Annotated in this window: 21 protein-coding genes; 14 read left to right on the top strand and 7 right to left on the bottom strand. The window is 45.4% G+C overall.

Annotated elements, in window-relative coordinates:
- Window positions 1–64 precede the first annotated feature (64 nt).
- The 3 genes from BST99_RS02920 (at window position 65) to BST99_RS02930 (ending at window position 4,529) form a co-directional block, all read left to right on the top strand.
- On the top strand, window positions 65–1,420 hold the full coding sequence (locus BST99_RS02920; protein ID WP_105000464.1) for a coiled-coil domain-containing protein: 1,356 nt from the start codon (window positions 65–67) through the stop codon (window positions 1,418–1,420).
- A 106-nt stretch (window positions 1,421–1,526) separates the two neighbouring features.
- Window positions 1,527–3,410, top strand: coding sequence for a phosphoglycerate dehydrogenase (gene serA / locus BST99_RS02925; RefSeq protein WP_105000465.1), 1,884 nt, complete (start codon window positions 1,527–1,529; stop codon window positions 3,408–3,410).
- 186 nt (window positions 3,411–3,596) lie between these two features.
- Complete coding sequence (locus tag BST99_RS02930; RefSeq protein ID WP_181044135.1) at window positions 3,597–4,529, top strand: type IV pili methyl-accepting chemotaxis transducer N-terminal domain-containing protein; 933 nt, start codon at window positions 3,597–3,599, stop codon at window positions 4,527–4,529.
- Here BST99_RS02930 and rlmH read toward each other — a convergent pair.
- Window positions 4,498–4,968: a 23S rRNA (pseudouridine(1915)-N(3))-methyltransferase RlmH gene (gene rlmH / locus BST99_RS02935; protein ID WP_105000467.1), complete on the bottom strand. Its 471-nt coding sequence runs from the start codon at window positions 4,966–4,968 to the stop codon at window positions 4,498–4,500. The genes BST99_RS02930 and rlmH overlap by 32 nt on opposite strands.
- Window positions 4,969–5,058: 90 nt before the next feature.
- On the opposite strand from rlmH, the gene nadC reads away from it, so the two are divergent.
- From nadC to priA, 4 genes are read left to right on the top strand one after another with little or no spacing between them, the layout of a single operon-like run.
- Window positions 5,059–5,916, top strand: coding sequence for a carboxylating nicotinate-nucleotide diphosphorylase (gene nadC / locus BST99_RS02940; protein WP_105002415.1), 858 nt, complete (start codon window positions 5,059–5,061; stop codon window positions 5,914–5,916).
- Window positions 5,917–6,894: a YihY/virulence factor BrkB family protein gene (locus tag BST99_RS02945; RefSeq protein ID WP_105000468.1), complete on the top strand. Its 978-nt coding sequence runs from the start codon at window positions 5,917–5,919 to the stop codon at window positions 6,892–6,894.
- Window positions 6,891–7,313, top strand: coding sequence for a DUF2147 domain-containing protein (locus BST99_RS02950; protein WP_105000469.1), 423 nt, complete (start codon window positions 6,891–6,893; stop codon window positions 7,311–7,313). The genes BST99_RS02945 and BST99_RS02950 overlap by 4 nt, the downstream gene beginning before the upstream one ends.
- A 13-nt stretch (window positions 7,314–7,326) precedes the next feature.
- Window positions 7,327–9,795 carry a replication restart helicase PriA gene (priA, locus tag BST99_RS02955; RefSeq protein WP_105000470.1) on the top strand — a complete coding sequence of 823 codons (2,469 nt, stop codon included), beginning with the start codon at window positions 7,327–7,329 and terminating at the stop codon, window positions 9,793–9,795.
- 39 nt (window positions 9,796–9,834) lie between these two features.
- Here priA and BST99_RS02960 read toward each other — a convergent pair whose 3' ends face one another.
- Window positions 9,835–10,527 carry a LytR/AlgR family response regulator transcription factor gene (locus BST99_RS02960; protein WP_105000471.1) on the bottom strand — a complete coding sequence of 231 codons (693 nt, stop codon included), beginning with the start codon at window positions 10,525–10,527 and terminating at the stop codon, window positions 9,835–9,837.
- Window positions 10,528–10,894: 367 nt separating this feature from the next.
- Between BST99_RS02960 and rpsF the strand changes: the two genes are divergently transcribed.
- The 5 genes from rpsF to hisS all read left to right on the top strand — a co-directional run bounded on the left by rpsF (window position 10,895) and on the right by hisS (window position 13,957).
- Entirely contained in the window at window positions 10,895–11,230 is a 336-nt protein-coding gene (gene rpsF, locus BST99_RS02965) for a 30S ribosomal protein S6 (protein WP_105000472.1), read from the top strand.
- A complete protein-coding gene (gene rpsR, locus BST99_RS02970) occupies window positions 11,231–11,527 on the top strand; it encodes a 30S ribosomal protein S18 (RefSeq protein WP_105000473.1) in 297 nt (98 codons plus the stop codon).
- 15 nt (window positions 11,528–11,542) lie between these two features.
- The gene (gene rplI, locus BST99_RS02975) at window positions 11,543–11,995 is read left to right on the top strand and encodes a 50S ribosomal protein L9 (protein ID WP_105000474.1); all 453 of its coding nucleotides are present in this window, start codon (window positions 11,543–11,545) and stop codon (window positions 11,993–11,995) included.
- A 72-nt stretch (window positions 11,996–12,067) separates the two neighbouring features.
- Window positions 12,068–12,538 carry a DUF6495 family protein gene (locus BST99_RS02980; RefSeq protein WP_105000475.1) on the top strand — a complete coding sequence of 157 codons (471 nt, stop codon included), beginning with the start codon at window positions 12,068–12,070 and terminating at the stop codon, window positions 12,536–12,538.
- A 24-nt stretch (window positions 12,539–12,562) separates the two neighbouring features.
- Window positions 12,563–13,957: a histidine--tRNA ligase gene (gene hisS / locus BST99_RS02985; protein ID WP_105000476.1), complete on the top strand. Its 1,395-nt coding sequence runs from the start codon at window positions 12,563–12,565 to the stop codon at window positions 13,955–13,957.
- Here the strand turns inward: hisS and BST99_RS02990 are convergent.
- Window positions 13,935–14,492: an NUDIX hydrolase gene (locus BST99_RS02990; protein WP_105000477.1), complete on the bottom strand. Its 558-nt coding sequence runs from the start codon at window positions 14,490–14,492 to the stop codon at window positions 13,935–13,937. The genes hisS and BST99_RS02990 overlap by 23 nt on opposite strands.
- Window positions 14,493–14,504: 12 nt before the next feature.
- Window positions 14,505–15,590, bottom strand: coding sequence for a M42 family metallopeptidase (locus BST99_RS02995; protein WP_245916166.1), 1,086 nt, complete (start codon window positions 15,588–15,590; stop codon window positions 14,505–14,507).
- A gap of 116 nt (window positions 15,591–15,706) precedes the next feature.
- Here BST99_RS02995 and BST99_RS03000 point away from each other — a divergent pair, with 116 nt between their 5' ends.
- The gene (locus BST99_RS03000) at window positions 15,707–16,387 is read left to right on the top strand and encodes a DUF4294 domain-containing protein (protein ID WP_105000478.1); all 681 of its coding nucleotides are present in this window, start codon (window positions 15,707–15,709) and stop codon (window positions 16,385–16,387) included.
- Between the two features lie 17 nt (window positions 16,388–16,404).
- Here the strand turns inward: BST99_RS03000 and BST99_RS03005 are convergent, their stop codons facing one another.
- Window positions 16,405–16,632 carry a DUF6095 family protein gene (locus BST99_RS03005; RefSeq protein WP_105000479.1) on the bottom strand — a complete coding sequence of 76 codons (228 nt, stop codon included), beginning with the start codon at window positions 16,630–16,632 and terminating at the stop codon, window positions 16,405–16,407.
- A gap of 50 nt (window positions 16,633–16,682) precedes the next feature.
- Between BST99_RS03005 and BST99_RS03010 the strand changes: the two genes are divergently transcribed.
- On the top strand, window positions 16,683–18,035 hold the full coding sequence (locus BST99_RS03010) for a GntP family permease (RefSeq protein ID WP_105000480.1): 1,353 nt from the start codon (window positions 16,683–16,685) through the stop codon (window positions 18,033–18,035).
- Here the strand turns inward: BST99_RS03010 and BST99_RS03015 are convergent.
- Window positions 18,019–18,885, bottom strand: coding sequence for a DUF4249 family protein (locus BST99_RS03015; protein ID WP_105000481.1), 867 nt, complete (start codon window positions 18,883–18,885; stop codon window positions 18,019–18,021). The genes BST99_RS03010 and BST99_RS03015 overlap by 17 nt on opposite strands.
- A gap of 3 nt (window positions 18,886–18,888) precedes the next feature.
- Window positions 18,889–21,288, bottom strand: coding sequence for a TonB-dependent receptor (locus BST99_RS03020; RefSeq protein ID WP_394335601.1), 2,400 nt, complete (start codon window positions 21,286–21,288; stop codon window positions 18,889–18,891).
- Window positions 21,289–21,358: the final 70 nt, after the last annotated feature.

The raw sequence follows: 21,358 nt of genomic DNA on the forward strand, positions 1-21,358 counted from the left end.
GTTTGACAGAAAAAAAACGCTCATTCATCAATCAGTAAAACGTATAATTAGTTAGAGAGGGGTAATGGAAATTTTGACAAGTAATCCACTGGCGGCCGTAATTGTTGCAGGACTCGCAGGCCTATTCCTAGGCTGGGCCATGGCGCAATTCAAAAGAAGAAAATTAGAAAGACAATTCAAGGAACTCGAAACAGAGGCCTATGTGCCCCTGAGGACGAGTTACGAATCGCTTCAACGCGATCACGTTTACCTGGACGAAGAGAACGAGCGCCTCAAGTCAGCGCTAGATGAAGCTCAGGCAGAACAAGAAAAGGCTGCAGGCAAACTCGAGGGTCTCAAAGGCCAGTCGGATGCGGTGATCAACGACTGGAAGTCCAAAGTAGATCGCATGAACGAGGACTTGGAGTCCAAGGAAAGTGCGCTTAAAAACGAGAAGGAAAAGTGGATTGAGGAGCAGAAGGTCTTTTCGGAAACTTTGAGCCAAAAAGAAAAAGAGCTTCAGGAAAAAATTGAAGAGTTGCAACAATCACAAGTGCGCAACCGCGACCTTGAGCAAGCATTGGAGAAGCAGAAAGAAGAGGCAGAGAACATGCTGGAGCAATGGGAAAAGAAATTTACCGAACTCAATAGCGCTTATTCTCAGTACAAAGACCACACGGAAGGTAACAAAGAAGGCTTACAGGAAAAGTACGAGGCCCTTACCCAACAATTCGAGAACTACAAAAGAGAACGCGAAGGCCAGATGTCGGACTGGGAGCGCAAGTTCAATATGCTCAACGCAGAGTTTACGGAATACAAACGCAACGCAGAAGAGAACCGACAGGATTGGGCTGCCCGCTACAATGGTCTGCAGCAGGAGTTCCAGAATTACAAATTCAACCGTGAAGGCGGGATGATCTCTGATTGGGAACAAAAATTCCTCGAAGTCAATGCACAGTTTGGGGACTATAAGAAGAAGGCCGAGGGAGAGCGTGTCGGGTTGGTACAAAAATACAACGCCGTATTGCGTCAACTCAATACTTTGAAGCAAGGGTCAACGGACCTCAACCCAAGTTCAGATTGGGAGCAGAAGTTCAATTCGCTGAATGCAGAATACACTGCCCTTAAAGAAAACAAAGAACCACAAGGCAACGGGTATACCAATGGTTTTAACGGCATTAACCGCACGTCTGAATGGGAATTTAAATACCGTCAACTGAGCAATGAATTTGAAGAGTTCAAGCAGGAGATGGAACGCAAATTATCAGAGAAACCAAGAGAGATCGAAGTGATCAAAGAAGTGCCTGTTGAGGTGGTGAAGGAGGTCGAGGTTGTACGCACTCCTAACCTGGAGGAACTGCAGCGATTACTGGCTCAGGCGGGTACGGTAGAGGTTTCTCGTCGGGTAGCGCGTGACTCGGGAAAAGAGGCTGGTAGCTAGGCGATCCCAGCCCCTCTGATCCCAAGCCTCTTTAAGAGCTGTAAACCAACTTGATTACTAGGGTTTTTTATTTACTTTTGGCTGCTTAGACCGAAGTACAGCGCTTGTGAAAACACAATATGTTTTTGACTTCGACAGCACCATAACCCGGGTCGAAGCACTTGATTTACTGGCCGAAATTAGCCTGGCAGGGCGTTCGGATAAAGAAGAGAGGATACGCAAAATCAGCAGTATCACAGATTTAGGTATCGATGGAGACATCTCTTTTACAGAGTCCCTTCAACGCCGGGTGGTATTGCTTGAGGCGCGACAGGATCACTTGCCCGTACTTATCGAACAACTTCGCGGAAGGGTTTCCAAATCAATAGAAGAGAACAAGGAGTTTTTCGAGAACTTTCGCGATCAGATCTACATCATCTCTTGTGGATTTAAGGAATTTATTGACCCCATTATGGAGGCTTATTCGATTCCTTCTGACCGTATTTATGCCAATACATTCGCTTTTAGTGAGGAGGGAGAAATTGTCGGTTTTGATCAGGACAACTACCTGGCATCTCACAACGGTAAAATTGAGTGCCTAAGGCAACTTCAGTTGCAAGGTGAGGTCCAAGTGATTGGAGACGGTTATAGTGATTATGTAATGAGAGAAGCCGGAGTGGCACAGAAGTTCTTTGCCTATACCGAAAATGTTTCTCGTCAAAAGGCAACAGCCAATGCCGATCATATTGCTCCGAACTTAGATGAATTTTTATTTGTGAACGATTTGCCCAGAAACCTCTCTTATCCCAAGAATAGAATCAAGATTCTGTTGTTAGAAAATATTCATTCCGACGCCTTTGAACGACTTTCTGTTGAAGGCTTTAGTGTCGAAACAGTCAGTCATAGCTTACCTGAAGCCGAATTGATTGAAAAAATCAAAGGTGTGCATGTTCTTGGTATTCGCTCCAAAACGCAGGTGACACAAAATGTATTACAAGCAGCGGATCGACTGCTGGCTGTTGGCGCCTTCTGTATCGGAACCAAGCAAATTGATTTGGAAGCTTGTAAAGAAAGAGGCGTGATCGTTTTTAACGCTCCTTATTCCAATACCCGTTCGGTGGTCGAGTTGGCTCTAGGTCATATTATCATGTTAATGCGCTCCATCTTTACCCGTAGTACCGAAATGCATGAGGGTCACTGGCAAAAAACAGCAGTTAACGCCAGGGAAGTACGAGGAAAAGTATTGGGCATTGTCGGCTATGGGAATATCGGAAAGCAGCTTTCTGTTCTGGCCGAAGCCGTGGGCATGAAGGTCGTGTTTTACGATTTGGAAGATAAATTGGCGCTGGGTAATGCACAAAAGGTTTTTGATATCAAAGACCTCCTGGCACAATCTGATGCCGTTTCTCTGCATGTAGACGATCATCCCGAGAATAAGAACCTCATTGGAGAGAAGGAGTTGGCTCTAATGAAACCGGGTTCTTTTTTGATCAATCTTTCGCGCGGATTTGTTGTTGATTTGCCCGCTTTAAAAAAGAGTTTGGAATCTGGCCACCTCGGGGGAGCAGCTTTGGATGTTTACCCCTCTGAACCCCGTTCCAATGGTGCTTTTGTGACGGAGTTGGCTGGGGTGCCCCATGTGATCTTAACACCCCATATTGGTGGTAGTACCGAAGAGGCTCAACGCGATATTGCCGATTTTGTTCCAGGAAAAATCATGGACTACATCAACTCAGGAAACACGGTAGATGCGGTCAACTTCCCTAATATTCGACTTCCTAAACAGCAGAATGCTCATCGTTTCTTGCACATTCACCAGAATGTACCAGGAATCATGGCCGAAATCAACCAGGTTTTGGCTAAATATGAGATGAATATCAGTGGCCAGTATTTATCGACAGATAACAAGGTGGGTTATGTGATTACAGATCTCGATAAGGAGTACAACAAAGATGTTATTCAAGCCCTTCGTGAGATTGAACACACGATAAAGTTCAGGGTCCTTTATTAGCGATTAGAAGAGGCTGAACTACAACACTTAAGAGGCTAACTCTGTCTTTAGGGAGTTTCACAACAATTTTCTGTCCAGCACATGATCCCGGGGTATCTTTCCACAAAAGAAAGAGCTATAGTGTCTCGGCTAAAATCAGTAATCCAGTTTTTTAAGCAGTGGAAGAAGCCTTGGAAGAGGGCTGTGTTGTTTTGGACATCCACCAAAAAGGAGTATAAGACCTATTATTTGGTGGCTCTATCCATTCTGATTCTGACTATGGCCAACCAGAGTATCATGCAATACGCCCTAGCTAAACAACGAGATGATGCTCTTGTTGTAAATCTCGCAGGACGTCAGAGGAGTCTCAGTCAGCAGTTGGTCAACGAGCTGTATGCGTGCCAGTACCACAAGTGTGATTATTCGGATTTAAAACTCACTTGGAATAATTTGGTTTCGACCCATGAAGCCTTGCAAAAGGGAAATGAGCGCTTGGGTTTACGGCCGTTAAACAGCGAGCAGATCCAGGCCAAATTCAATCAATTGCAAGTAGTCCTCGATCGGATTGCTCTTCACATTGGGGATTTGAATAATCCGCAGCAAATCAACTTTGACTTACTTCGGGCCGATACGGACGAGTTCTATTTGATTATGGATGGTATTGTCTTGGATTTTCAACTAAAGAGTGAAAAAGATATCCGCACCATCCGCTTAATTGAATTGCAACTGGCCGCCTTTTCTATTCTCATTGTACTTTTTGAGATCTTCTATATTGTCATTCCTATACTGCGGCACAATGAGGGACAGAGTGATAAACTTCGCCAAATCGCCTGGCACCAATCGCACGCATTTTCTTCTCACATGAAGAACATTCGGGATTTAGAATACGTGCTTAAAGTCGAAAAGAATCCTGAACGAAGAGAGGAGATCTACGGATTTATCCAAAATGAACTCTCCGCTCTGGAAGGGGTTTCCAGTCATATGAATGATGCGCTTAACAGTAATGACACAACGCCCGAAATCTCTCTAAAGATACTTTGGAATCGGATAGAGAATCTTCTCGAGAAAATGGGACTCATTCAAAAAGAGGATCTCAGCCATGTAGAAATCACTCATGATGATAAGGTTCGTTCCGAATAATGGTAAAGGCCCGATAGAGTTGTTCGATAAAAAATAAGCGAACCATCTGGTGTGAAAAGGTCATCCGAGACAGTGAAATCTTGGAATCAGCTCGTTGGTAGATTTGCTCATCAAAACCGTAAGGTCCACCCACCAGAAAAACCAATCGCTTGGTTCCCTGAATCATTTTCGACTCCAACTGGGCTGACCACTCAACCGATCGAAACTCTTTTCCTTTTTCATCCAATAAAATCACCTGATCGGGAGGACTTAATTTTTTGAGAATCAATTCTGCTTCTGCGCTTTTTTGCTGGGCAGGGCTAAGGTTCTTCCTTTTGACATCAGGTAGTTCTATACGTTCAAAGCGAATGTAGTGACGCAATCTTTTTTCGTAATCCTCCAATAGACTGGAGATTTCTTTTGAATCTGTTTTCCCGACGCAGAGTAGACTTATAATCATGAGTCATCTTTTGCTCAAAAGTAGTATTCCTGCTTAAACTAAGGACTGCACTTTTTGCTACCTTCGTTTACACCAAAGAAGATGACTTTTATGATTAGTGAAGAACAATTCCAGGCCGAACTCGACCGCATCATACACACCTCCTTACAGGAAGATATTGGAGAAGGAGACCACAGCTCTCTGGCTTGTATCCCAGCAGAGGCGGTAGGGATGGCGAAGTTACTGGTCAAGGATGAAGGAATTTTGGCCGGCGTAGATTTTGCCAAACAGGTTTTTCAGGCGGTGGATACAGATTTAAAGATGGAAACCGTTCTAAAGGATGGCGCAGAGGTGAGCTATGGAGACATTGCTTTTTATGTCAAAGGTCGATCGCGTTCGCTTTTGATGGCTGAGCGCTTAGTGCTCAATTCTATGCAACGGATGAGCGCGGTGGCAACCAAGACCCATTCCTACGTCAAATTACTGGAAGGTACCTCTACTAAATTGCTGGACACCCGAAAAACCACTCCCGGTATTCGTGCATTGGAGAAGTGGGCCGTCCGAATTGGAGGAGGCGAAAATCACCGGTTTGCGCTTTACGATATGATCATGCTAAAAGACAACCACATCGATTTTGCCGGTAGTATTTCACAGGCTATTTCCCAAACCAAGAACTACCTGGAAGAGCTGGGCAAACCACTGAAAATCATCGTTGAGGCTCGTAATTTACAGGAAGTCGAAGAAATTTTGGAATGTGGCGGTGTGTATCGTATTTTGTTGGACAACTTTGATTATCCTATGACACGTGAAGCGGTGAAGATGATCGGTAATCAAAGTCTAACCGAATCTTCCGGAGGCATCACAAAAGAGGCCCTTCGGAAGTATGCCTTATGTGGAGTAAACTACATTTCGTCTGGGTCCTTGACCCATTCGGTTCACAATCTTGATCTAAGCCTAAAAGCCGTATAGATGTCAGAAGCCGTAGAAGCCCGATTAGAACAAATTCCGGTAGTCAATGCGTTGGCCCGCTTGTGTAAGCGTATTCGTATTCCTGGTTTTGAAGGACTATCGCTTTACGATCTGCTCGAAATTTATATCTACGGAATTGTCAAAGGAACCCTGTCTAGTCGGGCGAGTTCTATTGCTTTTAGTCTCTTCATGGCCCTCTTTCCTCTGATTATTTTCTTGGTCACCTTGCTTCCCTTTTTGTCTCCCTTCGTCGGGGAACACAATGGTGAGAGTTTTGACCAGGTTTTTTTGGGCTTCTTGGAATCCTTCTTGCCAGATGCCTCGGCGAATTATTTCGCGGAGATCTATGAGGGGATCAAAAGCCAAAAGAGAGATGGCCTTTTGTCCACTACTTTTCTCTTGTCCATCTTTTTGGTGGCCAACGGAGTCAATGCTATTTTCGGGAGTTTCAATAACTCCTACCATGTCGAATTTGGGCGGGGTTTCTTCCGACAGTACCTCTACGCTTTGGTGGTGGGCTTAATCCTATCGGTGGGCTTAATCGTCGGTGCCATGGCTTTCTTGTATTTCGAAATCTACGCGGTGGAGCCCTTTAGTGAATACCTGGGCAAAGCCTTTAGTATTGCAGAAGGTACGGCAGACAACTACGGTGTTGTATTAGCCAAAGTGTTGTTTTTCATGATCCTGAGTTACTTGACAGCGGCCATTCTGTACTTTTTTGGGACGACCAAAGGGGATCGGGCCCGCTTTTTTTCGCCTGGAGCTTTGATGACGACTTTACTCTTTGTTTTGACCTCTTATTTATTTGGGGTATACGTAGAAAAATTCGCGAGATACAATGAACTCTACGGCGCACTGGGAGGGCTTTTGATCCTGATGCTTTACATTTGGTTAAACTCAAATATCTTACTTTTGGGCTTCGAAATGAATGCCACAATCAAAACCCTTCGTAAAGACGCTCGCTTTTCGAAATCATGAGAGTTTTACCCTTTCTTTTCTTTTTTTCTGTTCTTTTTTCCGTCCAAGGCCAAAGTATTGAAGGCCTATGGCAAACCATTGACGACCAGACCGGGGAGGCCAAGGCGGTAGTGAAAGTCTATAAGAAAAGTGGCTTGCTCTATGGCGAAATCCAAGAAATTGTGGTCAAAGGCAAAGAAAACGCCCGGTGCGAAAAATGCCGTGGCCAATTAAAAAACAAACCCTTGGTAGGGCTGTTCACCATCAACGGATTTAAGGAGGTCGAGGGCTTTTACAAAGGGAAGCAGTTGTTTGACCCAGAACAGGGAAAATCATTTAGAGGGAAGGTATGGCTAGATCCTGATAACACCAACCGCTTAAAGGTTCGGGGCTATTTGGGCTTTTTGTACCGAACCCAAACCTGGATTCGCCTGAGATAGAATCCCTTTACACATGCCAAACTTTGTAGATGTCATTTTGCCCCTCGCCATTGAGAGGGCCTATACGTATCGCGTCCCGGACGGGCCTGATTTTGACGTTCTCAAAGCACAAAAGAGAGGAGTGCGTGTTAGTGTGCCTTTTGGTAAAAGAAAGCTCTACACCGCTTTAACCTATCGTTTTCACCAGGAACCGCCTGGAGCATATCAAGCCAAGGAAGTTCTGGAAGTACTCGATGAGGAACCCCTGGTCTCTGAGCAACAATGGATCCATTGGCAATGGATTGCAGACTACTACCTCTGTACCCTTGGGGAGGTGATGAAATCAGCTCTCCCGAGTGCATTTTTATTACAGAGCGAAACCCAAATCATTTTGAATCCGGAAGAGCTGGTTTTGCCAGAAGATCTGAATGATGAAGAGTATTTGATCTGGGATGCACTTAAGATTCGCGAAAGGCTCGAGATTGCAGAACTCTCAGAAATTACAGGCCGAAAACGTCCCTTAAAAGCTATTGAGAAGCTCCTGCAGCAAAAGAAGGTCCTCTTGGAGGAAGACCTCAAGGCGAAATACAGCACCAAGAAGGAGAGAAGGTTAGGCCTGGGTGTAGACTATCAATTGGATTCAGGTCTGGAGCGCTTACTTCAGGACCTGGAAAGAGCACCTAAGCAAAAAGAAATCTTAATGCAGTTCTTCCAGATGCAGGGAGGGAGTCAAGAAGGTGTTCCTCGGGTCCAATTACTCAAACGAAGTACAGCTGGAGCTGCTTCTCTCAAGTCGTTGATTGATAAAGGAATACTACAGGAATTTGAGGTGGATGTGGATCGATTGCCCTTAAGAAGCAATAGAGGACCAGAAGCCGTAGTGGAGCTAAGTCCTAAACAACAAGAAGTACTTGAAACTATTAAGCGGGGAATAGAAGAAGGCAGGCCAGCTCTTCTTCATGGGGTGACGGCCTCCGGTAAAACAGAAGTCTTCGTCAAATTGGCAGAAGAAGTCATTGAGCAAGGGAAACAAGTACTCTATCTGGTCCCCGAAATAGCCCTAACCGTCCAATTGATTGAACGATTAAAGCGGTACCTCGGCGGAAAGGTAGTGGTCTATCATTCCCGCTTCTCCCGAAATGAGCAGGTAGAACTCTGGTTAAAGACCCACGCGGGAGGGGAGCAAGTATCCGTAATCGTTGGAGCTCGTTCGTCTCTTTTCTTGCCTTTTAAGAATTTGGGACTTATTGTCGTAGATGAAGAGCACGAAAGTAGTTTTAAGCAGTTTGATCCAGCTCCTCGATACCACGGTAGGGATGCAGCGGTTTACCTGGCTCACATTCATCGTTGTGGTATTGTGCTGGGTTCAGCCACTCCGAGCCTCGAAAGCTACTTCAATGCCCAGAACAACAAATACCTGTACACGGCGCTTTTAGAACGCTACAGACCTGTTGCTATGCCGGAGATCCAGATGATCTCCCTAAAAGAGGCCCAACGGAAAAAACAAATGAAGGGGCATTTTAGCCCTGTTCTTTACGAGGCCATTCAAGACCGCCTTGCCCGAAAAGAGCAAATCATTCTGTTTCAAAACAGAAGAGGATATTCTCCTGTATTGGAATGTACAGTCTGTGGACACAGCCCAGGCTGCCCTAACTGCGATGTCAAATTGACCTATCACCAGAACCGCAATCAATTGCGGTGTCACTACTGCGGATTTAAATCACCCGTCCCTAAACAGTGCGAAGCTTGTGGAACACCAGGGGCTTTGCCCAAGGGATTGGGGACCCAACAGGTAGAAGAGGAGGTGAAGGAGTTCTTTCCGGAGGCCAGAGTACAACGAATGGACCAGGATACCACCCGCGGTAAAACGAGTCTACAAAAAATAGTTCGACAGTTTGAACAGCAGGAGATCGATATCCTTATAGGGACGCAAATGGTCACCAAAGGCCTGGATTTTGAGCGATTAGGCCTTGTGGGGGTTATGAATGCGGATAGTTTGATGAATTTTCCGGATTACAGGGCGCATGAACGGGCTTTTCAGTTGTTGATGCAAGTCGCAGGGCGAGCGGGTCGTGCCTACGGTCAAGGCCAAGTACTTATTCAGACCTACCAGCCTGAACACCCCTTACTGCAACAACTCAGTATGTATCAATACTTGCCTTTTTACGAACAGCAACTACGAGAAAGGCAACAGTTTGCCTATCCGCCTTTTGTGCGACTTGTTAAACTCAGCCTTAAATCAAGAGACTACAACAAGGTTATTGAGGGAGCACGATGGATGGGAGAAGCTTTGAGACAACTCAAAGGCTGTACTGTTTTAGGACCGGAGTTTCCCTTAATTCCGAGGATCCGCAACCAATATATTCAGCAAATCTTGGTGAAGTCGGCTCCAGGCTCATCTACCGCTCAAACAAAACAAAGCGTGAAAAGAATTGTGCATTCCTTTCACGCTATTGCTGCTTTTCGCAGTATTCGGTTGGTATTTGATGTTGATCATATCTGAGGAAGTGACCAGCACATTCCTCCTTTAACCCCCATAGTATTATACGTTAGCCAGGGCTTCCGCCAACTCGCTCTTTTTGTTGCGACTCAATGGAATCTGACGTCCGCCAACTTCAACATTCTTGCTGTTGAATTTTTCGATCTTCTCCAGGTTCACAATATAGGACTTGTGAATTCGCAAGAACTTTTCGGCAGGAAGTTGCTTTTCAAAGGATTTCATCGTCGATAAAATCACAATGTTTGCTTCGTCGGTCACCAGCTTGATGTAATCACCAAGGGCTTCAATCCATTTGATGTCATTGAGGATAACCTTACGTTTTTTAAGGTTACTCTTAACGAAGATGTGCTCTTCGTCCTCATCTGTTTTGTGCATTTGCTCGTACTTACCAACTGCACGGCGTACAGAGGCTTCAAAACGGGCAAGTGTGATGGGTTTGTGTAGGTAATCCGTCACATCGTAATCAAACGCCTTTAATGCGTAGTCCGGCTTTCCGGTAATCAAGATTACTTGAGGGGGATTTTCAAGGGCTTCCAGCAAGTCAAAACCATTAATGATCGGCATTTCAACATCGAGGAAAATCAAGTCTACCTCGTTGTTTTTCAAGCCGTTCTTGGCTTCTATGGCGTTGCTGTACTCCGCCACTAGGGTCAGATGCGGATGATTGTTGACCAATTTCGCCACTGCCATGCGCTGCATGGACGAGTCATCAACAATGATACTTTTAAGCTTCATAGATGGGGTGATTTGTGGGGTTAAATCATCGCTAAACTACACAAAATCCTCGATAAACGGCAACAAAAGATGTCAACTGGGCCTAGGGTGTTGTGTATTGTCGAATTAGCAGGATTAAACGAAAAAACCGCCATTTCTGTCATCCTTTTTTGGCTTATTCTCGACAAAATCGACCGAAAAGCACCTCATAATATACAAAACGTTTCTTATATGCAGGTATTATCCCTTGCCAGGCAATGGAAAGTCTTATTAATTTGCATTCTCCTCTTACCTAAATTATTAGCGGAAATCTTCCGCCTTTTTTTGGTTAGCCTCATAAAATGATTAATTTTGCCGACCTTAAAAAGTTAACTGATATAACATTTTTATGAATCATTACGAAACTGTTTTCATTCTGAATCCCGTTCTATCTGATCAGCAGATAGAGGAAACAGTCAAGAAGTTTGAGGATTACCTCAAGAAAAATGGAGGCAAGATGGTCTCTAAGGAAAACTGGGGGCTAAAGAAATTGGCCTACCCAATCCAGAATAAGAAGAGTGGTTTTTACCACCTTTTTGAATTCACTGCTCCCGGTGAGGCGATCGGTGGATACGAACTGGAATTCCGCAGAGACGAACGCATCATGCGCTTTTTGACTGTCAAGTTAGACAAGCACGCCATTGAATGGGCGGAAAAAAGAAGAACTAAACTTAAAACTGCCTAGATGTCATCCATTGAGCAACAAGCAAAATCGAAGAAAGATGGAGAGATTCGCTATCTAACTCCGTTAAATATTGAAACCCAAAAGCAGAAGAAATACTGCCGTTTCAAAAAATCAGGCATCAAGTACATCGATTACAAGGATCCTGATTTCTTGATGAAGTTGGTAAACGAACAAGGAAGAATTCTTCCCCGTAGATTGACCGGTACTTCTTTGAAATATCAAAGAAAAGCGGCCCAAGCGATCAAGCGTGCTCGTCACCTTGCCTTGATGCCGTATGTTGGGGACATGTTGAAATAATAGAAGGACGAACAAATGGAATTGATTTTAAAACAGGACGTCCAAGATCTAGGATTTAAAGACGACATTGTAACGGTAAAGAACGGCTACGGACGAAACTACCTGATTCCTCAGGGCTTGGCTGAATTGGCAACACCATCAGCAAAGAAAGTTTTGGCCGAAAATTTGAAACAAAGAGCTCACAAAGAGAAGCAACTGATCGCAGAGGCCCAAGAGGTGGCTGACAAGCTTAAAGCGATGGAGATCAAAATTGCGGCTAAAGTGGGTGCTGGAGATAAATTATTTGGATCAGTGACGCACATTGATTTGGCCGAAGCGATCCAAAAAGAAGGCGAGATGATCGATCGTAAGTACATCAACATCCAAGGTGGTTCCGTGAAGCGCGTTGGACCTTACCAAGCGAAAATTCGCTTACATCGTGAAGTGGTACTTGATTTCCCATTCGAGGTGATCGCTGAGGCCAAATAATCTTCAAGTGAACAAAGATCAAAAGGCCGTGTGAGAACATGGCCTTTTTTTGTACCCTAAATTAAAAGCCAAGTGAAGTATACCCGCTTGACCAAAGAGCAGCTCGAAGAACTGCACCCGGAATTCATCAATTTTTTGGCCACCCAGTCCATTACGGCTGAGGAGTGGAAATCTATTAAGGAGGAAAAACCTGCGGTAGCAGAAGAACAGTTGGATGTCTTCAGTGATTTGATCTGGGAAGGGGTGTTGCAACGGGTTGAATTTCTCGAGAAAATTGAACCACTTCAGATGCACCTTTTTTCCATGGCCGAAAAAGAGATGCGCTTAATCTCCGTGCGATTGCGTCAACCAGAGATTGACTTGACCACCCAGGAAGGGTTTCAGTGGTTCAAGAAAAATTACCTGGCCGATTCCGTGGAGTATTTGACCGCAAGCAAGAGCTACGGGGAAGATCCAAAGGTTGATATTTTTGGTTTGATACAACAGGGCGCGGTCATCACGAAAGGAGATCTCTTCAATTGGTTTGACGAGATAATCCAGTAATTTTATAGGCCGATACGCATTACTATGGGGCAAAAGCCGAATATTTCTAAAGGAACCAGAGACTTTAATCCAGAACAGGTTCGCCGCCGTGACTACCTCATGGGGGTCATTCGCAAGCATTTTCAGTCCTTTGGTTTTCAACCTATCGAAACCCCCAGCTTTGAGCAACTATCCACTTTGATGGGGCAGTATGGGGAGGAAGGAGACCGGTTGATTTTCAAAATTTTGAACTCTGGAGATTACCTCTCCAAAGCCAATGAAAAAGCGCTGGACGAGCGTGATTCAAGAGGCTTGCTGAGCAGTATTTCTGAAAAGGCCCTGCGCTATGACTTGACGGTACCTTTTGCACGCTATGTGGTCATGCACCAGAACGAGTTGACCTTGCCATTTAAACGGTATCAAATTCAGCCGGTCTGGAGAGCGGATCGTCCTCAGAAAGGTCGTTTCCGTGAGTTTTACCAGTGCGATGCCGATGTTGTCGGTTCTAATTCCCTTTGGCAAGAAGTAGAATTACTGCAGATTTACGATGCAGTTTTTACGGAGCTCGGTATGCCTTCGATAAAGGTGAAGCTGAATCATAGGCGATTACTGGCCGGAATTGCTCAACTTATCGGAGAAGAAAAGAATGTGGTCGCCTTTACGGTAGCGCTTGATAAACTGGATAAAATCGGCAGGGAAGGCGTCGAAAAAGAAATGCTTTCGAAAGGGATCGATGCTGAGGCCTTAGCAAAGCTTGCCCCCGTATTTGAACTGCAGGGAACAGGCTTGGAGAAATTGGCTTCTTTAGCGGATATGTGTCCTAAGGACTCTCCGGCTCAGCAAGGGATTGAGGATTTAAAATTCCTCTACCAAACCCTAAATGGTTTACAACTAAAAACCATCAGCTTAGACATCGATCTGACGCTGGCAAGAGGCCTCCATTATTATACCGGAGTCATTTTTGAAGTATCGGCACCGGAAGGAGTGAAGATGGGTTCTATCGGAGGAGGTGGCCGTTATGACGACCTCACCGGGCAGTTCGGTTTAAAAGACTTGAGTGGAGTCGGAATTTCCTTTGGCCTTGATAGAATCTATCTTGTTTTAGAAGAACTCTGCTTGTTCCCAGAGGCTTTGGACAACACCCTTGAGGTACTCGCCCTGAACCTGGGAGAGGAAGAAGCCATGAGTGCAATGAAACTGCTTGGGGTGTTCAGGGCTGCTGGATTATCGGCAGAGCTTTATCCGCAGGTCGCGAGAATGCAGAAGCAATTCAAGTACGCCGATAAAAGAGGTGCCCAATGGGTTTTAATTCTCGGGACAGAAGAACGCGAACAGAACCGTTTTTTACTCAAGGACATGGCTAAAGGGGAGCAGCATGAATTCGCACTGGATTCAGACCAGGGGTTAAAGCATTTACTCAAAGTGCTTCGCAACGATTAGCAAAACGATACAGTTTTTTATAGTAATTGGGATGATGACTGACCCAGCAATTGGGTTGTTCTTGCCATTCGGAGAGCAATTGCTTCGGGCGGACAAATCGCAATTCACTGACTTCTTCTTTTTGAGGGACTAAAGTCCCGAAATCAATCTTTCCGGAGTACCCAAAGATTTGGTTGTATTCTCGGTCAATAAGGTTAGGAGGGTAGTGGTTCTCCGAAACATGAACACCCAAATAACGCAGTTCACTCTGCTCTACAGACAAGGCAGTTTCTTCCTCTAATTCTCGAACGGCAGCCTCTAGAAGAAATTCTCCGGCTCCGATGTGACCTGCGGCCGAAAAATCCCAAAGCCCCGGATTCATCTGTTTATCTTCTGCGCGTTTTTGGCAGAGTAGTCCCAGCTGTGGATCGCAAACCCAAAGGTGAACGGTGGCATGCCAGAGTCCCTCTTGATGCGCTTGCTTCTTTGGCCTAATCAGGCCACTCCTCAGACCTGCAGGAGTCAGTACGTCCAGTAATTCCTCCTTGTCGGCCATAGCGGCATTAAATTAATCGAAATAGCTAAAAGTCTCGCCGGTCTGAATATTTTGCAATGTCTGGTAGATCAAACGGATGACGTTTTCAAGGTCTTCGCGGTGAACCGTTTCGACGGTGGTGTGCATATAACGCAAGGGCAAGGAGATCAATGCTGACGCTACACCACCATTACTGTAGGCGAAGGCATCCGTATCAGTTCCTGTATAACGAGACGAAGCCAGTCGCTGGAAAGGAATATCGTTATTTTCTGCGGTTTCCAAAATACGCTCACGCAACCTGTTCTGGATGGCAGGGGCATAAGAAACAACAGGACCTCTTCCAATAGCCGTATCACCCTCTTTCTTCTGCTCAATCATCGGCGTTGTGGTATCGTGACATACATCGGTGACAATGGCCACGTTGGGTTTGATGCGTTGGGTGATCATTTCCGCTCCGCGCAGCCCAATTTCTTCCTGAACAGAATTGGTGATGTATAAACCGAAAGGGAGTTTGATGTTGTTTTCGTGCAGCAGGCGGCCCACTTCGGCAATCATAAAACCACCAGCGCGGTTGTCCAGTGCACGGCAAACAAATTTATCTTTATTCAGGACCTGAAATTCATCAGGGTAGGTAATTACACAGCCTACATGGACGCCCATGGCTTCCACCTCTTCCTTGTCCTTGGCCCCGATATCAATAAAGATGTTATCGAGCTTCGGGGGTTGTTCCTTTTCTCCTTTTCGCGTGTGAATCGCAGGCCAACCAAAAACACCTTTGACAATACCATTTTTGGTGTGGATGTTTACCCATTTGGAAGGAGCGATTTGGTGATCAGAACCTCCGTTTCGAATCACATAAATCAGGCCCTTGTCTGTGATGTAATTGACGTACCAGGAGATCTCATCCGAGTGGGCCTCAATAACGACTTTATACTCTGCTTCAGGATTAATCACCGCAACGGCTGTTCCGTAAGTATCGGTGATGAACTTATCCACATAGGGTTTGAGGTAATCCATCCAGATCTTTTGGCCTTCCCATTCATAACCCGTTGGTGAAGCGTTATTCAGGTATTTTTCCAAAAATGCCATGGACTTTTCGTTCAACAGAGACGTAGACATAGATATTGAGTTTTATTTATGTGAAGAAGAACAAACTTAACAATTATCACCTTGAATTAATAGTAAAGCCCCCCGCGATTTTTTAAATTTGGAACTGTTTTTGTGGCTGTTTTCTCATGAAAAAATACCTCCTTCTCCTTTGTTTTAGTGTCGGCTTGATAGCTCAGGCCCAGGTTGTCGAAAATGACAGCTTGACGGATTACATGGTTAAAATGCCACAAGACTCTCTGTTTTCCAGCTCTATACCCCTTGATGAGGTCTACCTCTTTGGTAAGCTGGAATTCGCAGACAGAAAGGAACGCCTGCGCTATTACGTTCTTCGGCGCAAGACCTTGAAGGTGTATCCCTATGCGAAATTAGCCGCTGATCGCTTGGTTGAACTCAATGATAGTTTGAAGAAGATCACCAAGTCCCGAAAAAGAAAAAAGTACACCAAAGAAGTGCAGAAGTACATTGAGGGAGAGTTTTCGGAGGAACTGAAAAAATTGACCCGTACCGAGGGTCAGATCCTGATCAAGCTTATACATCGTCAAACCGGCAAAACGGCTTTTGAGCTGGTTAAAGAATTGCGAAGTGGGTGGAGAGCTTTCTGGTACAGTACCACTGCAAGGGCGTTTAAAATTCGGATGAAGGAAGAGTTTCAGCCGGAACTCATTCACGAAGACTATTTAATCGAAGATATCTTACAGCGGGCCTTTGCCTATAACCGCTTGGAGCGCCAAAAATCCAAGCTCAATTATGACTACGCGAGTTTGAGTAACAAATGGAAGAAAGCCCTTCCAAAGGCTCCGGAATAAATAAAGGAAACTTCCGTTTATTTTTTCTTGCCGAAGAAAGCGTCTACTACTGTTTTCACACCGACAAAACCCAGGACTATTGCAGCAATAGCCAAAGATAACCCCAATACGAGTACGGGCCAGAACCATTGGTGAGTGGTATTTTTGAAGGCTTGCGAGAGCACCAGTGGCCCCGCTACCATACAAGGTAGACTGATCAATAGGCGTTGGAAGCCTTTTACCAAGAGAGCGCGATCGGTGTGCATAATGTAAAATTACCTATATTTTCGATCTTCAGGACCCTAACATTCCTTTTATGCCCTATTCTTTACTCGTCATTGTCTCTTTGGTGGCCTTGATCATATTTTGCAGTCTTCGCCTAAAATGGCACCCGGTATTTAGTCTGTTGACAGCTGCTCTCTTAGGAGGATTGGTCCTGGGGTTAAATCCAAAGGAATTAAGTAAGACCATCGCAGCAGGCTTTGGTTCCACCCTGGGAAGTATCGGTTTGGTTATTGCCCTAGGAACCGTCATTGGTCACTATTTGGAACAAACGGGAGGCACGCGCTATATCGCAGATAAATTACTACAGTGGACCGGTCCAGCGAGGGCTCCGTGGGCACTAAACATTGCGGGGTTTGTCATCTCTATACCGGTTTTTTGTGACTCTGGCTTTATCGTGCTATCCCCGCTGACCAAATCTCTGGCTCAACGGTCGAACTGGTCCCGCTTGGTTTTAAGCATTGCTTTAGCAACGGGCCTGTATGCCGCTCATGTATTTGTTCCACCGACACCCGGTCCTTTGGCTGCAGCTGCCTTGCTCGACGCCAACTTGGGATTATTACTGGGATGGGGGCTCGTCGTTGGATTAATAGCAGCCACCACGGGTTATCTCTGGGCACATTACGGATTATCTTCTCAAAAGGCAAAAGAAGATTTACAGGAACTTAAGAGCGAAGAACTAATTCAATCGTCCCATTCGGCTGGAGGAACGGGTCATTTTTTGCCGGTCCTGATCCCCGTCCTACTTATCGGCTTGGGATCCGTGGCCAATTGGCCGGGAAGCGCCTTGGAATCTGCTGGAATGTTTACCTTCGTGTTGCAATTCCTGGGATCTCCTGTAATAGCTTTGGGTGTTGGCTTGTTGTTTAGTTTTCTTCTAGCAAAACGCTATGCGGTGAAAGAACAGCAATCTTGGATTCTGAAGGCATTTGAACAAGCTGGGGTTATTCTCTTGGTCACCGGAACGGGTGGAGCCTTTGGAGCTGTACTAAAGACCGTCGATTTGGCTTCCATGCTTCCCTTGTCAGGGGATTCGGCCTGGGGAGCCCTGTTGGTCTTTTTTGCTTTGGCCGCCCTTTTGAAATCGGCCCAGGGATCTTCTACGGTGGCCATCTTAACGGTGAGCTCGATCGCAGCACCTTTACTAGGGGAAGTGGGATTGGCTAACTCTCTTGGCCGGGTGTGTGCGGTATTGGCTATCGGTGCTGGGGCGATGACTGTTTCTCATGTAAACGACAGTTATTTCTGGGTGGTGAACCAGTTTAGTGGCTTGACGGTCAAACAAAGCTTGAGGTCCCTGACACTGGCCACTGGATTACAAGGCGTGGTGAGTATTGCCTGTGTAATCGCTCTTTACTTGGTTCTGGGATCTACTTTTGAATCGTGAGGTTGGCTTTGAACTCCTGTACGACCGCAAAGTACCCCAACGGAAATACGTCCGGTTGAGAAACATTATCAACCACTTGATCATTGTCCAAATCGGTGACATCGAAGATGTTCCCCCTTACCGTAGCAACTGGGGTCTCAAAGATACCACCGTCGTTTTGTGTCTGTTCAATAAGCAGGGTCATGTAGTCGAAAAAGCCTTGATCGGCGCCCATAATACTCACCTGCAGCTCTTGACCAGTCTCCAATTCTTCATCATAGAAATAAGAAAACTCAAAGGTTTGCCCATTGAAGAATTGATCCTGAACGGTTAAGAATTCGCTGAAACCAAAATCAAAGACATAGAAATTTTCTTGATCTGCTGTGTCCGTAATCTCGACAATGACCTCGGTATCGTCTTCACTAAAAAGGGTATCATCTCCTTGTTCCAAGCGATTGATTTCTACACTGGGAACAAATTCAGTTCGAGCAAAGTAAAGTCGATTTTCGTGTTCGATTTGTAAAATTAGTGGCCCCGAAAGGAGGGTGTCTACCGGAAAAGGTTCCGGATCTTGATAGATCCCTGAACCGGGCTCCGTTTCTTCCAGCACCATGAATTCTTGTCCAGTTCCGTTCTCATTCAAAGCGGCCAAGGTCATTTGGGTGATATTGGAAACCGGCTGCACTCCATCGAAGAAGGAGGCGGTTTGCGTTACCCGAATTTCCGGTTGAATAAAGGCTTGACGGGTGTCTACTCGAATGATGGCATCAATAACTAGGCGAGGAGCTTCAGAAGGCACCTCCACTTCAATGACATCTTCACAAGCCGTGACAACACCGGCTAACAATACTAAGGCTAGAATACGGCGCATAGCTTAGAATTTAAAGTTATAAGTGACTGAGGGTATGATTCCAAAAATCGAAGTCCTGATCGCTTCGTTGGCTCCCGTTTCATTGTTTTGTCGGAAGTTGATGGAAGCTGCATTCATGCGGTTGTAGGCATTGTATATACTGAATACCCATTCGCCCTGAAAGGAGCTGCCCGGTTTTTGTTTGGTCAGCAGCTTGGCGGATAAGTCCAAACGGTGGTAGTCTGGTAGTCTTTCCTGGTTTCTGAAACCATAAATCGGCACACTCAGGCCTTGAAATTCAAACTGGCCCACCGGATAATTGGTGGGTTGACCAGTCTGGTAGACAAAGTTGGCATTCAAACTGAATCGTGGACTGAGTTCTAAATTTCCGAAAAGGGAAAGGTCGTGGGTCTTATCGAAAGGAGTGACGTACCATTCGCCCCGGTTTATTCCCGTTTCTAAGCCGGATCGACCGTTATCAATACCCAGGTCGCGACCCGGAGTCCTTTGTTCTGAACGAGACAAGGTATAGGCTAACCAGCCGGTAAAAGAACCGGTATTTTTTCGAAGCAAAAACTCCAAGCCGTAGGCGCGGGCTTCTCCATTGAGAATCACCCGTTCAATGGCTTCATTAGCGATAAGGTCAGCCCCGTCTATGTAGTCGATTCGGTTATCTATATCCTTATAAAACCCTTCTATTTCAAGGGAATAAGCTCCGTCATTAATATTTCGGAAATACCCCGCCGCATATTGATTTACCAACTGGGGCTCTACAAAAGGACCACTGGGCGTCCAAACGTCCAAAGGAGTAGGGGAGCTGGTATTAGAGAGCAAATGCAGGTACTGGGCCATTCGGGTGGCACTGGCTTTTATGGCTGTTTTTCCGTTAAAACTCCACGAAACCGAAAGGCGAGGTTCCCAATTGAAGAAGCGTTTTAAACTTCCGCCTCGACCGGGACTCAAGGTATCGATCGGTGTGGCCTCTTGGTATACCAATAGAAAGGGATCAAACTCTACTGGATTATCATTCTCATAGGTAAAGAACTCTTCTTGACCTAGTCGATCAAAATGGGAAGCACGTATACCGTAGTTGACGCTGAGCCCCTCTGTAATTTCTTGTTCTATATCGATATAAGCGGCGGTCTCGTTGGCATATTTTTTAGTCAATTGCTCTTGAATAATTCCAGAGTCTGCTCGGTTGGGTTCGATTTCGCCAGGATTAAAGACATAGTAAATGTTATTTAACCCATAGTTGATCTGTAATTTGTCATTGACATAATGCTTTAAGTCGTACTTTAAATTGAAATTCTGAATTCCTGAATTCCAGCGGAAACCGACGAAATCCAATTCCAGACCGTAGTAGTAATCGGAATAGATCAACGATAGGTTAGAAAAGAGACGATCTGAAAAGAGGTGCGTCCAACGCAGGTTACCTACGGCATTGCCGTACTCGTTGATAAAGCGTTCGTTAATGCTGAATAAATCCCGGCCAAAGTAGCCCGAGATATACAGGTTGTTGCGCTCGTTGAGCTTGAAGTTCAGCTTCGTATTTAAATCGTAAAAATAAGCTCGGTTGTCAATATCAAAGAGGGGTAGAAACAAATGCGCATAAGAACCGCGACCTCCAACCAAAAAGGAGCTTTTATTCTTATTGATCGGTCCTTCCATTAAAAGGCGGCTGGCCACGGCACCAATACCTCCTTGAACTTTAAGTTCTTTGCTGTTTCCTTCTTTCTGAAAAATTTCAAGAACAGAAGAAACACGGCCACCATATCGGGCAGGAATACCTCCTTTGTAAAGTTTGATGTCCTTGATCGCATCTGGGTTAAAAACAGAAAAGAAGCCAAACAAGTGGGAGGAATTAAAAATGATGGCTTCGTCCAACAGGATCAGGTTTTGATCGGTCGCACCTCCCCGAACGTTGAATCCTGAAGAGGCTTCTCCGGCATTGGTAACTCCGGGAAGCAACACCAGCGATTTAATCACATCTGCCTCTCCCAGAACAACTGGGATTTGTTTTATAGTACTCACAGCCAAGGTGTTTACACTCATTTGAGGTTTGCGGATATCCAGTTTTTCAACATCTTCGGTTACCACGACTTCCTCCAGTTGTTCCGCCGCTTCATCCATAAAGAGGTTAAGGCTAACATTCTTATCGAGTTCAATGGTTCGTCTAATGTCTTGAAACCCCAAGGAACTAATCCATACTGCATATTCGCCAGCCGGAAGAGTGATGGAATAGAATCCGTACTCGTTGGTCGTGGTTCCGGTTTGGAGTTCGGGGATGGCAATGGTCGCGCCGATTAAGGTTTCGTTACTAGCCGCTTCTCGAATAGTACCGCTCAGTGTAAAACGTTCTTGCGCTTGTGTCATGTTGGGCAATATGCATAAGGCAAATAAGCCCAACACCAAGATATTTCTCATGCTTGGCCGCAGAGAATGAGTAAAGTGTTGCATTGTCAAATGGTGATCATTAATTTGGCAAACAAAGCTT

Origin of the sequence: Aureicoccus marinus, assembly GCF_002954325.1 — a bacterium.
Taxonomy (GTDB): Bacteria; Bacteroidota; Bacteroidia; order Flavobacteriales; family Flavobacteriaceae; genus Aureicoccus; species Aureicoccus marinus.

Bases quoted from the DNA above. Each gene is read 5' to 3' on its own strand.
- BST99_RS02920 (WP_105000464.1), top strand. From the start codon at position 65: ATGGAAATTTTGACAAGTAATCCACTGGCGGCCGTAATTGTTGCAGGA.
- rlmH (WP_105000467.1), bottom strand. From the start codon at position 4,968: ATGATTATAAGTCTACTCTGCGTCGGGAAAACAGATTCAAAAGAAATC.
- nadC (WP_105002415.1), top strand. From the start codon at position 5,059: ATGATTAGTGAAGAACAATTCCAGGCCGAACTCGACCGCATCATACAC.
- BST99_RS02945 (WP_105000468.1), top strand. From the start codon at position 5,917: ATGTCAGAAGCCGTAGAAGCCCGATTAGAACAAATTCCGGTAGTCAAT.
- BST99_RS02950 (WP_105000469.1), top strand. From the start codon at position 6,891: ATGAGAGTTTTACCCTTTCTTTTCTTTTTTTCTGTTCTTTTTTCCGTC.
- priA (WP_105000470.1), top strand. From the start codon at position 7,327: ATGCCAAACTTTGTAGATGTCATTTTGCCCCTCGCCATTGAGAGGGCC.
- BST99_RS02960 (WP_105000471.1), bottom strand. From the start codon at position 10,527: ATGAAGCTTAAAAGTATCATTGTTGATGACTCGTCCATGCAGCGCATG.
- rpsF (WP_105000472.1), top strand. From the start codon at position 10,895: ATGAATCATTACGAAACTGTTTTCATTCTGAATCCCGTTCTATCTGAT.
- rpsR (WP_105000473.1), top strand. From the start codon at position 11,231: ATGTCATCCATTGAGCAACAAGCAAAATCGAAGAAAGATGGAGAGATT.
- rplI (WP_105000474.1), top strand. From the start codon at position 11,543: ATGGAATTGATTTTAAAACAGGACGTCCAAGATCTAGGATTTAAAGAC.
- hisS (WP_105000476.1), top strand. From the start codon at position 12,563: ATGGGGCAAAAGCCGAATATTTCTAAAGGAACCAGAGACTTTAATCCA.
- BST99_RS02990 (WP_105000477.1), bottom strand. From the start codon at position 14,492: ATGGCCGACAAGGAGGAATTACTGGACGTACTGACTCCTGCAGGTCTG.
- BST99_RS02995 (WP_245916166.1), bottom strand. From the start codon at position 15,590: ATGTCTACGTCTCTGTTGAACGAAAAGTCCATGGCATTTTTGGAAAAA.
- BST99_RS03000 (WP_105000478.1), top strand. From the start codon at position 15,707: ATGAAAAAATACCTCCTTCTCCTTTGTTTTAGTGTCGGCTTGATAGCT.
- BST99_RS03005 (WP_105000479.1), bottom strand. From the start codon at position 16,632: ATGCACACCGATCGCGCTCTCTTGGTAAAAGGCTTCCAACGCCTATTG.
- BST99_RS03010 (WP_105000480.1), top strand. From the start codon at position 16,683: ATGCCCTATTCTTTACTCGTCATTGTCTCTTTGGTGGCCTTGATCATA.
- BST99_RS03015 (WP_105000481.1), bottom strand. From the start codon at position 18,885: ATGCGCCGTATTCTAGCCTTAGTATTGTTAGCCGGTGTTGTCACGGCT.
- BST99_RS03020 (WP_394335601.1), bottom strand. From the start codon at position 21,288: ATGAGAAATATCTTGGTGTTGGGCTTATTTGCCTTATGCATATTGCCC.